14 protein-coding genes and 1 riboswitch are annotated in these 13356 nt (G+C 40.3%); of the genes, 2 read left to right on the top strand and 12 right to left on the bottom strand.

Going from position 1 to position 13356, the window contains the following annotated elements; all coding sequences use genetic code 11:
- Position 1 precedes the first annotated feature (1 nt).
- From A7D23_RS14770 to A7D23_RS14740, 7 genes are all read right to left on the bottom strand, one after another.
- Positions 2–1177 (bottom strand): glycosyltransferase family 4 protein, encoded by a 1176-nt coding sequence (locus A7D23_RS14770; protein WP_176714439.1) that lies wholly within the window; start codon positions 1175–1177, stop codon positions 2–4.
- Between the two features lie 50 nt (positions 1178–1227).
- Positions 1228–2253: a hypothetical protein gene (locus tag A7D23_RS14765; protein ID WP_068884294.1), complete on the bottom strand. Its 1026-nt coding sequence runs from the start codon at positions 2251–2253 to the stop codon at positions 1228–1230.
- A gap of 22 nt (positions 2254–2275) precedes the next feature.
- Entirely contained in the window at positions 2276–3400 is a 1125-nt protein-coding gene (gene wecB / locus A7D23_RS14760) for a UDP-N-acetylglucosamine 2-epimerase (non-hydrolyzing) (RefSeq protein WP_068884292.1), read from the bottom strand.
- 5 nt (positions 3401–3405) lie between these two features.
- The gene (locus A7D23_RS14755; RefSeq protein WP_068884290.1) at positions 3406–4515 is read right to left on the bottom strand and encodes an NAD-dependent epimerase/dehydratase family protein; all 1110 of its coding nucleotides are present in this window, start codon (positions 4513–4515) and stop codon (positions 3406–3408) included.
- 4 nt (positions 4516–4519) lie between these two features.
- A complete protein-coding gene (locus A7D23_RS14750; protein WP_068884288.1) occupies positions 4520–5533 on the bottom strand; it encodes a polysaccharide biosynthesis protein in 1014 nt (337 codons plus the stop codon).
- Positions 5526–6734, bottom strand: coding sequence for a glycosyltransferase family 4 protein (locus tag A7D23_RS14745; RefSeq protein ID WP_068884285.1), 1209 nt, complete (start codon positions 6732–6734; stop codon positions 5526–5528). The genes A7D23_RS14750 and A7D23_RS14745 overlap by 8 nt, the downstream gene beginning before the upstream one ends.
- Before the next feature lie 62 nt (positions 6735–6796).
- On the bottom strand, positions 6797–8194 hold the full coding sequence (locus A7D23_RS14740; protein WP_068884462.1) for a sugar transferase: 1398 nt from the start codon (positions 8192–8194) through the stop codon (positions 6797–6799).
- 411 nt (positions 8195–8605) lie between these two features.
- A riboswitch (cyclic di-GMP riboswitch) is annotated at positions 8606–8717 on the bottom strand.
- A 321-nt stretch (positions 8718–9038) separates the two neighbouring features.
- On the opposite strand from A7D23_RS14740, the gene A7D23_RS16230 reads away from it, so the two are divergent.
- Complete coding sequence (locus tag A7D23_RS16230; protein WP_176714438.1) at positions 9039–9194, top strand: hypothetical protein; 156 nt, start codon at positions 9039–9041, stop codon at positions 9192–9194.
- Positions 9195–9289: 95 nt separating this feature from the next.
- The gene (locus tag A7D23_RS14735) at positions 9290–10159 is read left to right on the top strand and encodes a hypothetical protein (protein WP_068884283.1); all 870 of its coding nucleotides are present in this window, start codon (positions 9290–9292) and stop codon (positions 10157–10159) included.
- Here the strand turns inward: A7D23_RS14735 and A7D23_RS14730 are convergent.
- From A7D23_RS14730 to A7D23_RS14710, 5 genes are all read right to left on the bottom strand, one after another.
- Entirely contained in the window at positions 10134–10640 is a 507-nt protein-coding gene (locus A7D23_RS14730; RefSeq protein WP_068884282.1) for a S26 family signal peptidase, read from the bottom strand. The two genes, A7D23_RS14735 and A7D23_RS14730, sit on opposite strands and share 26 nt — an antisense overlap.
- Positions 10610–11491, bottom strand: coding sequence for a hypothetical protein (locus A7D23_RS14725; RefSeq protein WP_068884280.1), 882 nt, complete (start codon positions 11489–11491; stop codon positions 10610–10612). Before A7D23_RS14725 ends, A7D23_RS14730 begins: the two co-directional genes overlap by 31 nt.
- Positions 11492–11552: 61 nt before the next feature.
- Complete coding sequence (locus A7D23_RS14720; RefSeq protein WP_068884278.1) at positions 11553–11732, bottom strand: hypothetical protein; 180 nt, start codon at positions 11730–11732, stop codon at positions 11553–11555.
- A 122-nt stretch (positions 11733–11854) separates the two neighbouring features.
- Entirely contained in the window at positions 11855–12979 is a 1125-nt protein-coding gene (locus A7D23_RS14715) for a radical SAM protein (protein ID WP_242871543.1), read from the bottom strand.
- Positions 12980–12981: 2 nt separating this feature from the next.
- On the bottom strand, positions 12982–13248 hold the full coding sequence (locus tag A7D23_RS14710; protein WP_068884274.1) for a PqqD family protein: 267 nt from the start codon (positions 13246–13248) through the stop codon (positions 12982–12984).
- Positions 13249–13356: the final 108 nt, after the last annotated feature.

Raw genomic sequence — 13356 nt, 5'->3', positions numbered from 1 at the left:
GTTATTTATTTTGCATAATATAATCAAATATCTTTCTTGCCCTTTTATCGATAGTCAGTTGGGAAGCTAACTGTAAGGAGGCTTCGGCCATCTTATGACATTTATCGGGGCTATCCTTGAGAAACCGAATAGCATCAGCAATCTCATCAACACTCTGAGGATCAATTCTAATTGAGTTGTTTTCATCCAAAATATCATCGTTGCAAGGTAAGTCGGAAGAAATAATCGGCAGCCCGCAAGCCATTGCCTCGACAATCGAATTGCAGCAGCCCTCAGCAAGCGTCGGCAAAACAAACACATCGGCACAGTTTAAGTATTTCACAATATCTTGATGAGGAAGCCTCCCGCAAAACAAGATTCCTTCACAATCAGGCGTATATTTTGGAGTGGGTGAATCCTCTTCGCTCCCGATGAAAACGGACTTTACGTTATCCAACTTCTTTATTGCCTCAGAAACTCTTCTTGATCCTTTTCTTTGCGAAAACCACCCCGTATAAGCGATAATAAAATCATCCTCAGAGAAACCCAAAGATACTCTGGCTTCATTCTTATCCATTTTATAAAACTTGCTTTGATCCACAGCATTGGGGATAACGATGATTTTTTCTTCATCGGCAAGCTCTAACTTAATGCTTTCTGCTTTATTCTCTGTTGATACGCTGATCACGCCATTGATGCATTCTAATAGTCTTCTTTTCCTCCGCAGAAAGCTCTCACGAATAATGAGTTCACCTTCACCACAAGCAACATAAACCGGTAATTTTTCCTGGCAGCCAATGGCAGCCGCTACGAATCCACAGTTCCAGAAATGCCCATACAGTAATTTAGGCTTTTCCTTCATTGTTTTGTATGCTTTTTTTACTGCCCGCTCAAAAAAGAAATCATATAAAACCTGTCCTAATTCAAAACCAAACACTTTTATTTCGGAAAATGAGATGAATTTGGGCTGATAGATATCAATAATATGGTTGTTTTTGGTTTTCTTCGACCATACAGTGGGGTTCAGCTTTACACCCCTTGTTATGCTTTTGGTGATGCTTTGAGGAGAGATTACTGAACATTTTACTCCTAAATCGGCTAACGCACAAACGAGTTGATCAACAAAAGTAAACACCGGGTTATCGTCAGTCGGATAACCCATGGATATAACACATATATGTTCATTTATTTCAGTCATGTTTACTCCCTCATGTTGCATTTTCTTTCCAAGTTTATATTTAATAAATGCTAGTCTTCCAATTGACATAAGCAGGATTTCCCGTCATACCCTTTAACCGCTTCAAAAAAAAGATAGAAGTTATCCCTGTTTTGTTTGCCGTCGGCAAATCCGATCACGCCAAACTTAAACAGTCCCTTGGGCATATGATCGCTCTTAAACTGAGCGATATCTTCCCATTGTTCCAAATCCTTACTGACCATAAAATGCAGACATTCATCTTGATGCGAAGGGCCGACTTCTTGAGCTGTGGCTGCCAGATAATAGCCATCATTTAACTTTTTGGAATACCATACCGGTCCGGGAAAGGTCTGTTTAATTTCTATCTGCCTCGTTTGCCGATCAAGCCTAACATGGTGTACTTCTTTCAAGGGGGAATCCATGATCCAATGGATGGAATCGTTTTCAAAGAGGGGATTTATTGCCCGATAATGCTGTGAACCGTTGCCAATCCATTCGACTTCTCGAAAATCTCTGTCTGCACAGATCACATGGGACTGACCCTCAAAGTCCCCGGTAAAAACCCAGATCTTTCTCTCATATGGATCCCAATTACAGGAATGAATATGTCTGATTTTATCGCAAGAAATTTGATAAACCTTTTCCCAACTAATGCCGCCGTCAAGACTGCGGTAGATCGATTTTCCTTCAGGATGCGGTCTGCCATATTCACCAAAAAACAACTCGCTGCCATCAACATTAGCGACAGCATTATGTAATGGATTACGGCATCCCGTCATCGTCATTATGTGACGCAATGTGAAGAAATCAAAGTTTAGATGATAAACCCCGCCTTGCCAAAAAACAACATAACCAGTCGTTGTAGGGATTACGCACATTTTGTCCAGTCGGAGAAACCTTCGAGTAAGACGAAATTTGCCCAATAACTGTTTGACGAATGAAAGCGAAAGCTTGATGCTTTTTTCACCGGATTGATTCTTCATATTTATCCGATTAAACTTACTGCTGATTACTTGAACGTCATCAGCATAGTGGATGATTTCTTGATCAATTTTTTTGATAAAAGATAATTTCATCCTTACCTCTTCTTGAACTACCTTATTTCCCCCACACAACCCGGTTAACAATCTTAGTGTAGCTCTGAATTAGTTTAACAACTTTTACTGATACATTAGAATCTACATAGTCCAACGCCAAAACCGTCGGCTCATTGTTATCCTGCATTTCTTTAGCCAATTCGATTGCCTGCTCAATATCATCGCCGGTTATGCCGCCAATAATCACCGTCCCTTTATCCAAAACTTCAGGCCTTTCGGTAGAGGTTCTTAGCAAAATACCTGCAAACCCAAGCATGGCGCTTTCTTCAGAAAGAGTCCCGCTGTCGGAGAGTACACAAAAAGCGTTCTTTTGAAGTTTATTATAGGCCAGGAATCCAAAAGGCTTCAAACTTCGAACCAGCGGATGAAATACAAAGTCCCTTTGCTCAATAAACTTCTTACTGCGGGGATGCATCGAGTAAATGACCGGCATACCGTAGCGCTCAGCAGTATTGTTAATCGCTGTCATTAAAGACAAGAAATTGGCTTCCTGATCGATATTTTCTTCTCGATGCGCTGAGACAAGGATATACTTGCCGGCTTCTAATCCCAACTCTTCCAGGACAGTGCTGGCATCGATCTTATCCATATGTTTCTGCAAAACTTCCTGCATCGGAGAACCAGTTACAAAGATATGGTCCTTGCGGAAACCTTCAGATAACAAATAACGCCTGGAATGCTCTGTATACGTTAAATTAATGTCCGAAATATGGTCGACAATTTTCCGGTTAATTTCTTCCGGTACATTCTGATCAAAACAACGGTTGCCTGCTTCCATATGAAAAATTGGCACTTTGAGACGTTTCGCAGAAATGGCTGAAAGCGCTGAGTTCGTATCCCCTAAGATCAACAAAACATCGGGTTTTTCCTTTTGCAATGCTTCATAAGATTTGGCGATTATGTTGCCCATTGTCTCACCCAGGTCTTTCCCTACACTATCCAAATAATAGTCCGGCTCGCGCAAACCTAGGTCTTCAAAAAATACTTGGTTCAATGTATAGTCCCAATTTTGTCCGGTATGAATCAAAATATGGTCAAAGTAACGGTCACAAGCCTTTATCACTGCTGACAAACGGATAATCTCTGGCCTGGTACCAAGAATAGTCATTACTTTAAGCTTCGCCATGCAGGTTAAACCTCCAAATAATACGTATCCGGCTTGTCCGGGTTAAAAATCTCATCCGCCCAAAACAGGGTTATTACATCTGTATTACCCACATTTTCAATGGAGTGGGTATAGCCAGTCGGTATATCCAATACCTCCAACTTGTCACCTGAAACCCGATATTCAATAATTTCTTTAGCGTCGATCTTCCTAAATCTGATAACAGCTTCGCCCTCAATGACTAAGAATTTTTCGACTTTGGTATGATGCCAGTGATTACCCCGGGTAATACCAGGTTTTGTCCGGGAAATAAAGAGCTGCCCAATACTTGGCGACTTTATAAACTCAGCAAGCCACCCACGCTGGTCATGTTTCATTTCCAGTTCATACCCAAATTTATTTTCTGGAAGATACGAGAGATATGTTGCATATAAAAATCGTTCAAACTCTCCCTTGAAACTTGGTATGATAAGTGTATTCCGACTTTCTCTAAAGGCATTTAGCGTATCAGCAACCTGTTTTAGTGTTGCCGAAAATGTCCTGGGAACAAAGCAGTAGTCATCTTCCGACCTGGATTCACTGCCGTTAAAAGCGTTAATAAACTCTTGTATAACATCATCAACATACACAAGATTCAACTCTGTGTCGGGATTATTGATCTGAATAGGCAGTCCATGAGAGACATTATAACACCATGTTGCGACTACGGAGTTATAATTTGGGCGACACCATTTGCCAAACACATTTGGCAAGCGATAAATATAGACAGATGCACCAGTTTCTTTACTGTATTCTTGAACCGATAGCTCCGCGCTTTTTTTGCTTTGCCCGTAGGGGTTATCTAATTCCGCTTGGATTGAAGATGTCATCAGAACTGGGACTTTCTTTGGGTTATATTTTAAAAATTGCAGGAGAAGTTCTGTAAAGCCCTTATTCCCTTTTTCGAATTCGCTGGTATCAAGCGGTCTATTAACACCGGCAAGATGAAATACGAAGTCAGCTCTGCGTGTAAATTCTTTCAATTCTTCAAGGGAATTATCAATATCATATTTTAATATTTGAATATCATTGTTAAGGGTTGCAATTAGATTCTTCCCGATAAAACCGTTAGCCCCGGTAATCAGAACTGTTGTCATAGTCTTACCACTCCTTTAATTCCCCTTGGATATAATTCAGACTTAAGAGCAGTTCTTTTACCTGAGGAATATTTAACCGATGAGTATTATGGGAATTATATTCCTCAACAGTGCTAAGGGTTTCATCACCTGACTCAAAATACTGATCGTAGTTTAAACTCCGGGTATCCGCAGGAACTCGATAGTAACCTCCAAGATCTTCTGCCTTTACCATTTCTTCTCGGGAAAGAAGCGTTTCATAGACTTTTTCACCGTGTCGGGTCCCGATAATCTTTACTTCATTATCAGCCTGAAAGATTTCTTTAACTGCCTGAACCAAATCGGCTATTGTTGACGCAGGTGCCTTCTGAATAAATAAATCCCCCTGTCTCGCATTTTGAAAAGCAAACAAAACAAGTTCAACGGCATCTTCGATTGACATGAGATACCGGGTCATATTAGGATCTGTTACGGTCAACGGCATGCCGGTTTTAATCTGTTGAATAAAAAGTGGAATTACTGAGCCACGAGAGGCCATTACATTCCCGTAACGGGTCCCACAAATAATGGTGTTTTCTGAATTAACGGTTCGGGATTTCGCAATCATCACTTTTTCCATCATCGCTTTGGAGATCCCCATGGCGTTGATTGGATAAACTGCCTTGTCGGTAGACAAACAAATTACTTTCTTAACTCCATAAGCAATGGCAGCATTTAAAACATTCTCTGTGCCAAACACGTTGGTTCTAACAGCTTCGATCGGAAAGAACTCACAGGAAGGTACCTGTTTTAATGCTGCGGCGTGAAAGATATAGTCGACCGCAGGCATGGCCGTGGCAACACTCTGATAATCCCGTACATCTCCAATAAAGAATTTCACTTTCTCATTTTTAAGTTCTTTCCGCATATCATCTTGTTTTTTTTCATCACGGGAAAAAATACGGATTTCCTCGATTTCCGTGTGAAGAAACCTTCTTAAGACAGCGTTACCGAATGTCCCGGTTCCACCGGTTATCAACAATCTTTTTCCTTTAAACATTACCTTCTTCTCCAAAATGTCTTAGAATATTATCTCTGGCTTTATCTGCTGAAAAATGTTCCAGTGCGAACTGATGCCCTGATATTCCCATTTCTTTTCTTAACTCCTTATCACTGCAAAGTCGATTAAAGTTTTGGTTGTAAGATTCTAAGTCTCCTGTGACTGAGCAAAATCCTCCATTAGCCACTTTCATCATCATTAGCAAATCATTTCCGGAATTTACTGATGCCAAAACTGGCAATTTAGAACACCAATATCCCATAAGTTTACCGGGTATATTCTGAACTGTAAGATTTCTGTTCAAATTAATCAGCCCGATATCACATTGCCTTACAAGATCCGGATAGTATTTTGGGTCAATAAACTCTTTAAACATTACGTTTTTAAAATTTTTATATGTTTCTCTCAATTCCCGGCTTTCACTGCCCGAACCAACAATTAAAAAAATAACATCTTCTCTATCTCGGTTTAATTTTGTCAACTCAAAAAGGAAACTCAGTTCCTGGTATTTTCCAATATTTCCAGCATAAATACATACAATTTTATCTCCTACCCCAAATTCACTGCGAAAATCTCTATTAATCTCTTTTCCATAAGGAGAAATGTCTATCCAATTATATAGAAGTTCAACTTTTTCTTTATCAATCCATTGATGGTTACGGATAGACATTAAATCGCTTTGGGACTGAACTCCTATGAAATTTGATACCCTATACAGCTGTTTCTCTATTTTTTTGAAGTAATCAAAAATAAACTCTTGTTTTAAAACACCAACATCCATTGCACATTGTGGAAATACATCCCTAAGGACCAAATAAACTCGAGACCCGTATTTCTTTCTTAGTCTTCTTATTGTCCTCTCAAGTGTTATTGGCGGAGAATAACAAATAATAACGTCCGGTTTTATGTTCCTTAAATATTTACGATAACTACGATATAAGAGATAAGGTAACATTACCTCACTTAATCCCCGGCGAATCATGCCTACGTTTTTTTTCTTCAGATTATTGACTCTCAAGACTTTGACTCCATTCTCTTCTGTCACAGGAGTATCTTTCTCTACGTTTGTATTGTTCTCTCTTAATGTTAAAACATAAACATTGATCTCTTTTTTTTTCAAACTTAAAGCCAAATCTCTTAGTAAAACCGCAGATGAATTGGCATTTGGGATATATACATCAGAAACAATTAAAATGTTCATTATTTACTCCTTAAATAGAACGTCTCTTGGCAAATGGCGCATGAAAAGGGTCATATAATAATTTAAAAAGCCGACTCTCTCTTAACAACAAGCAAAACAGTCTTAAATAAAATCATAATATCCAACCAAATCGACCACTTGTCAATATACTGAGTATCCAATGCTACGACCTCTTCAAAATCTTTAATGCTACTTCTTCCGTTTATCTGCCAATTTCCTGTAATACCGGGTTTAATACTAATACGGCGCCAGTGCTCAATATCATATTGAGCGACTTCGTCAAGCAAAGGCGGACGTGTCCCAACCAGACTCATATCTCCCTTTAGGACGTTAAAAAATTGAGGGAATTCGTCAAGGCTCGTCTTGCGCAAAAAAGCACCAACCCGGGTAATTCTTGGATCGTCTTCAATCTTAAAGAATAAACCGTTTTTATATTCATTCATCTGCTCTAATTCTTTTTTCTTTACTTCGGCATCAATGCACATTGTCCTGAATTTATAACAATCAAACAATTCACCATATCGACCGACCCGCTTTTGCTTGAAGAAAATCGGGCCAGGCGAATCGAGTTTTATTGCCGGCACAATAATAACTGATGCAATTAGGGTAATCATAATTCCCACAACTGCCCCGAGAATATCCATTGCCCGTTTCATCATTTTAGGAACAGGATTTAGGCCTACGTTATAAAAAGTTAACACCGGCATTGGCCCCAGCATAGAACTATGGACGCGCGCCAGATCGAGATTGTAATTCAGTACATTTTGTACGGTTATTCCCATTTGCATACAGGTATTCATATAGGGTTCAATTTCCAGAATATAGTCCCTTGGCAAAGCAAATACAACTTGATCCACGACTTGTTTTTTGAGAATGCTTTCAAAGGAGCCCATATCCAGCTGCCCCAATAAAGGCTCGTTTGCATCAATGTCTTGGTCATCAACTTTGATAACCCCATTAATAGTGTAGCGAAGAGTAGTTTTTCTTACATATTTTTTAAACAATAAATATGTCTCAGGCGAGCATACAAGAATGATTCTCATCCGATGATTAATATTGGCCATACGGAAAATATACCTTAGAGCTAATCTTTCTAAAAACATGATGATCAAACACAGAATGAAAAATACCCCTATAAATATTCGGCTGGTATTGATCTCTTTGATAAAGAAAAACATCGATCCAATGATTAAACCTGAGAAAATAGTAGCAAACAAAACATTACGGAATACACGGTCTAAATAGTAGAAAGTCGTATTATCATACATACGATAAATATTCATGATCAAGATCCAGATCGGGGCAAAAATAATGAGTATCCAGAGGTAATCTTTCATCGCATATAAGTTGGTTATATTCCCAGCAATAAAATAGGAGGTGGCATAAGTTCCAAATAGAAAAATTATATCAGTAATTACTTGTATGATATTTGCATAGGCAAATCTGCTTCTTTTATCCACTGTTTCTCCCCCCCATTTACTCTTAATAATCAATGCTAATCCCCTATAGAATTAGCTTAGATCCCTATGTATTTGAATGAAGGATTTAACTCATCAAACTCAATTTTAGCAATTTCTTCCTGAGACCTTAACTATTCGACGATCTCATCATTTTTCCTTCAAAGTGATTGTTTATTTGCATTAGTTTTACTTTTCTTTAAGAAAAATTGATTAATTCGTTTTTTCTTCTCTCACTCTTCCTTCGCAATTCTATTTTACAATAGATTTTTGCTTTTTCCTCATATTTTTTAAATTTTTATTGATGACATTATTTCTGAATAACCACAACATCGTATTGTACAACGGCTAATCCCAAATTTCTATCACCCCACGGGTGATTTTGGGCTTTGGCAACAAAAAAACTGCCACTTTCGTAGCGGTCGAACAATCATAGTACCTTTCACCTTCTGGGAATCATACGGTAGGATACCTTAGACTTCTAACTTTGCGTGCCGGCCTTTCAACCGGTTTGCCCTTTTTGAACTTACAGTATAAATATTATGTATATACATTGTAATATATTACCGAATTAATTCCTACCATTTTTTCACATATTGGGAAATTTAACATCAAAGTAACATAAATAAATCATTTGCTTTGCATAAACTCTTTTGGTTTTGATTAGAAAACTTCTAGCCAATAGCCATTAATCCTTGCCAAAATAAATTCTATGTATTATCCTTATTATATGGAATTGTCTATTTTTTTTAATCACATAGTAGATTAGATTATTTTAATGTTTTGTTATTAACAATATATTGATTCTCGTTAAAGATGTTTGTTTACACATAGAAAGGGGTTTCGCATGAAAAAGAACTATGTCAAACCGCAAGGTACCATAACCTCACTAAGACCGGAAGAAAGATTTGCGGGAGGTTCTTTTGAAATTTTAGCGGGTAGTTTTGTTGATAAGCTTTTATCCTGGTTTGGTGATAGTGAACCTACAATCAAAGGTTTTTAAATTCTGTTAAATTATACAATATTATCTAAAGAGCCTGACATAATGCCAGGCTCTCGTATTATTTATATAGATAAATGGATCGGAGAATGTGATTTATGCGCTATGATATCGCAGGGATAACTATAGATTTTCATGCAGATGAAAATAGTATACCCGAAGAATTTGGGCCTTACGTCTCCGAATCTAACGAAATTGCCGACTGCAAAGTGAATTTTCTGCAATTTTCGGAATTATCCTCTCCTCAGGAAAAATTTCTCTACGAAGACGGTTTAATCTGGTATTCCCACGGTGACAGCGGAGATCGGTATTCGGTTTGTCTTTCCAGTCCGCTTTATCCGTCTGGACCTGTATGCAAATTAACGGCTGATAAGGACTGGCGGCAGATATCCGTCCAATATATCAAAGATCTCTCCGACCAGCAACTTACGCTTACAATCTTTAAGTTTTTCAGCAATCTGGTGTTCCGCAACCTGGTCCTGCTTCATCAAGGGATCATTCTCCATGCTTCCGCGATCAAGTGGCAGGATAAAGGAATCATTTTTACCGCACCTGCCGGTACAGGGAAATCCACCCAAGCTCAATTGTGGGAAACCTATAAGGGTGCAGCTGTCATTAATGACGACACTCCTCTCTTAAGGCTTTCTGCGGATAAAATTACAATCCATGGCACTCCCTGGTGTGGTTCGAGTCATAAACACCGAAATACCAGCGCCCGGCTGAAGGCGATATTCGTCCTGGAGCAAAGTAAGGAAAACAGCCTGCACAGGCTCCAGGAGTCGGAACTATCATCCTGCCTGCTCCCCCGCTTTCTTCTGCCTTATCACGACCAGCGTTTGATGGACCTGGCACTTGATCATATTGCCCAAGTCATTGCTTCTACCCCTGTCTACCTAATGCAATGCCGGCCAGATCAAAAAGCCGTCAAACTTGTTCATGAAGTTATTTCTGAATTGGACGCAGGATAATTTGCAGTATTTTCACCAGCAGCGGCAGACGGTTAATCATTTTCAGGATCGGCGGTCTTACCGGACGCATCACGAGCCAAAGGCCGGAAATAAATCGATAGCCTCTTGAACTGCATGTGATCGTCTCTCCTTTTCTGATCACAGCAACAGCGGCTGCCAGAATATCTTCCTTATAAACGGGTCCTTCAATCCAGGTCTGGGCATCCCCCAGCATAAAGTACTTATTGTTATAGATATGATGAATCCGGTGCAGGACATGCGTTCCGTCCTGCCGGATATAAAGGACGATATCCCCTCTTCGAAGTATCTTCCCTGAGACTTCCTCAAGAAGCACCTCGTCCCTTCCTCCCACGAGCAGGGGAACCATGCTTGAGCCTTCCAACGGTAATTTTAAGCTATGCCCTTCAGCGAGAAAAGGCAGTAAGGCATTGGACCATTGTACAGCCGGAATCAAATTCCGGTTTCTTTCATTTCCAGGCAATTTTTCACCAACTCCACTGCTTCTGCATCAGGCAGGCAATTTAAAAGATAGCAATCCACGCTTTCAGCAATTTCCTGGACCGTATCGAAGTATTGATTCATGAGTTTTTCGTTCCAAGGCAGAAGAAAGCATCTGGCAGCAAGCCGCAGAATGGCTTCCTGCAAATCTAGCTTTGTAAGGCTGTTATTCTGACTCTGCTGAAGAAATACAACCGCCTCCAGAGGAACACTCGTATTGATAAATTCACCGGAAGTCCCGCACCAGGGAAGGCCATAGACGACAGGGACTCCGTCAACGATCCTGCAGGCAGCGGTATCCCCGTCCAAGACCGGCGTTTGATACAACTGCTGCCAAAGATGGGTATGGGTGGACTTTCCGATACCCGATGGCGCCGAGAACATCACTCCCTTACCCTGCCGAATGATGGTGCTGGAATGGATGATGAGCCCGCTTCTTTGCACCAAGGCACCAATCACAACGTCCCGCAGAGAAGCAAATAGGCCGTTTCTCACGATTTGGATGATATCACTGTCCTTGGCATCCATGTATTCCGGATCAACGAACATCGTACACAAAAGAAAATCTTTGGCCGTGATAACAAAGGAAGGAATATCCTTTTCATCGCCGCTTACATTGTATATTTGGTTTTGGTATTCATATATTGATGTCCCCGGCGTTTTAGCAATGATAATGGCTCCTTCGTCAGGTTCATCAGGACGTTTTTCAAATACAACCTGGCAAAACACATCCGTTTGACCATTTTCAATCGCAAAGAAACAGAGGTTTTCATGCAATGCCCATTCCGGAGCGGTGATTTCGAGCACTAAATTTGCAATGTGATATTGCGGCAAAAGATCCCCTCCCAAAGTGCAAAAAAGGCACATTCGATGTGCCTTTCAAAAACTGATTTGATTATCCGCTGATCTGAGTTTTATAAGCTGCAGAATATTCGTGGCCGGAACTTGGAGTTGCATATGCGCTGGGAAAACAACCGGCTTTTTTTTCATTGCCCTTGCTACAAGCCGTAAATACATTCTCAAACTGAGCATAGGCTTTTGTATCAAGTGCTGGTTTTGTATATTTTTTCTTCATTAATAAATACCTCACAAAAACATTAGACCTTATGTTCAGCATAGCATTATTGTCGAATTTCGTCTATTTGATAATGTTTCCATTTTTGTATTGATTTCATAAAAACACCAATTATAATTAAATTATTCTTTATAGCGTTTCGCTCTCTCTTTCGAGACTTCACAAATATATTCAGAAATCTGATCAAAGGATCCTGTCTCGGTCTGAAGTATCGCCGGGCAGTTAGCACATCTTCCGTCGGCCAGTTCACATTTCAGACATTCCTGCGGCAGCGAGATATCTTCAAACAAACCAGGAAGACGGTCCCAGGCGGGCTGAAATCCTTCTTCAAAAGGCATCGTGTAGGGGCAGACGAATGAACCGCAGGGCAGCATCTTGCCGTCCCAGGTGATCCAATACATGGATTTGGCTGCAAGACAAGTGATGATTTTAGGAGGCAGATCAAAGCCATATTCTCTGGCTTTGACATGGTTGTCGGTATCCATATTCTTCTCCAGGGCAGATTCCGCTTCACTGTTTAAGGCCCGATAATATGCTGCGTTTGCTTCGGAAAGATCGAATATTTGGGCAGGAGTTAACCGGCAGCTTTCCACATCCTTTGATACTCCGCGTATGGCTTTATTGACCGTCGTATTAATCGCAAAGCGTTTCGTATACCGGTTGGCGATTGCGCGGATTTCATTGAGTTCATGGCGGTTATCCTGTACAAATGTGGTCCGGACTTCCAGGACGGTCGGAACCTCTGCCAGCATTTCCAGACCTCTGATTGTGTTCTGGAATGCATCGGGGCTGCCGCAAATAGACTGATAGGTCTCGGGTGAAGCACCATATAAGGTTACGTTGGTCGCCGTTGGCGGATATTTTTTAAACAGCTTGATGAGTTTAGAATTAATCAGCGTGGCATTGGTGTTCAATGTAATGATAAATCCCATCATCGTCAGCGCGGAATAGATCTCGCCAAAGTCTTCCCGCAAAAGCGGTTCCCCGCCGGTAAGCAGTAAGTTTAAGGTACCTGCTTGGGCTGCTTCTTTAGCAAGGGCAATCCATTCCGCTGCGGTCTTTTCCCTGCCAATCAACTCCATTTGAACTTTATTCAAACGTATATAACACATTTTGCACTTCAGATTGCATCTGGCGGTTAATTCGAAAGTGCCACCCAAAGGCACGTGTCTTTGGGCAGCATATCCTGCAAGGGTAATTTCCGAGCTTTCCCACTTGCGGGAAAGCTCGTTATTTTTGTTTTCCATATTCATTCCTCCAGCACTGCGCTATCTCGGGCGCGTTGAAGAAAAACATCCAGGTCAGTTTTGGCTGTAGCCTCATCTACTTCGTACTCCTCCAAAATGCAAGCCAACAATTGATTGTAAGAGATATTTTCAGCCAGACACCGCCAAATAAAATGCCCTGTATCATTGAGCGTCATAATTCCCTTGAATTCGATGACACGTTCCCCTATTGGAACAACAATATAACAGTCGGCAATTTCTCTCACCAAATATCCTTTTTTGATTTTCATGCATTCCTATCCTCTTCTATTTAAACAAGAATTTCCTATATTTATATTTCCGAAAATTTAGTGTATTATTACATAAGATTAAGATTGTTCATACAGTTTCTTATATCA

Source organism: Dehalobacter sp. TeCB1 (assembly GCF_001707455.1).
Lineage (GTDB): Bacteria > Bacillota > Desulfitobacteriia > Desulfitobacteriales > Syntrophobotulaceae > Dehalobacter > Dehalobacter restrictus.
Note: the sequence above shows the minus strand (reverse complement) of the source record. Positions and strands in the feature narration are given on the sequence as shown.

What these genes read in the sequence shown, in the direction of transcription:
- A7D23_RS14770 (WP_176714439.1), bottom strand. Translation starts at nt 1,177, where the DNA reads ATGACTGAAATAAATGAACATATATGTGTTATATCCATGGGTTATCCG.
- A7D23_RS14765 (WP_068884294.1), bottom strand. Translation starts at nt 2,253, where the DNA reads ATGAAATTATCTTTTATCAAAAAAATTGATCAAGAAATCATCCACTAT.
- wecB (WP_068884292.1), bottom strand. Translation starts at nt 3,400, where the DNA reads ATGGCGAAGCTTAAAGTAATGACTATTCTTGGTACCAGGCCAGAGATT.
- A7D23_RS14755 (WP_068884290.1), bottom strand. Translation starts at nt 4,515, where the DNA reads ATGACAACAGTTCTGATTACCGGGGCTAACGGTTTTATCGGGAAGAAT.
- A7D23_RS14750 (WP_068884288.1), bottom strand. Translation starts at nt 5,533, where the DNA reads ATGTTTAAAGGAAAAAGATTGTTGATAACCGGTGGAACCGGGACATTC.
- A7D23_RS14745 (WP_068884285.1), bottom strand. Translation starts at nt 6,734, where the DNA reads ATGAACATTTTAATTGTTTCTGATGTATATATCCCAAATGCCAATTCA.
- A7D23_RS16230 (WP_176714438.1), top strand. Translation starts at nt 9,039, where the DNA reads ATGAAAAAGAACTATGTCAAACCGCAAGGTACCATAACCTCACTAAGA.
- A7D23_RS14735 (WP_068884283.1), top strand. Translation starts at nt 9,290, where the DNA reads ATGCGCTATGATATCGCAGGGATAACTATAGATTTTCATGCAGATGAA.
- A7D23_RS14720 (WP_068884278.1), bottom strand. Translation starts at nt 11,732, where the DNA reads ATGAAGAAAAAATATACAAAACCAGCACTTGATACAAAAGCCTATGCT.
- A7D23_RS14715 (WP_242871543.1), bottom strand. Translation starts at nt 12,979, where the DNA reads ATGGAAAACAAAAATAACGAGCTTTCCCGCAAGTGGGAAAGCTCGGAA.
- A7D23_RS14710 (WP_068884274.1), bottom strand. Translation starts at nt 13,248, where the DNA reads ATGAAAATCAAAAAAGGATATTTGGTGAGAGAAATTGCCGACTGTTAT.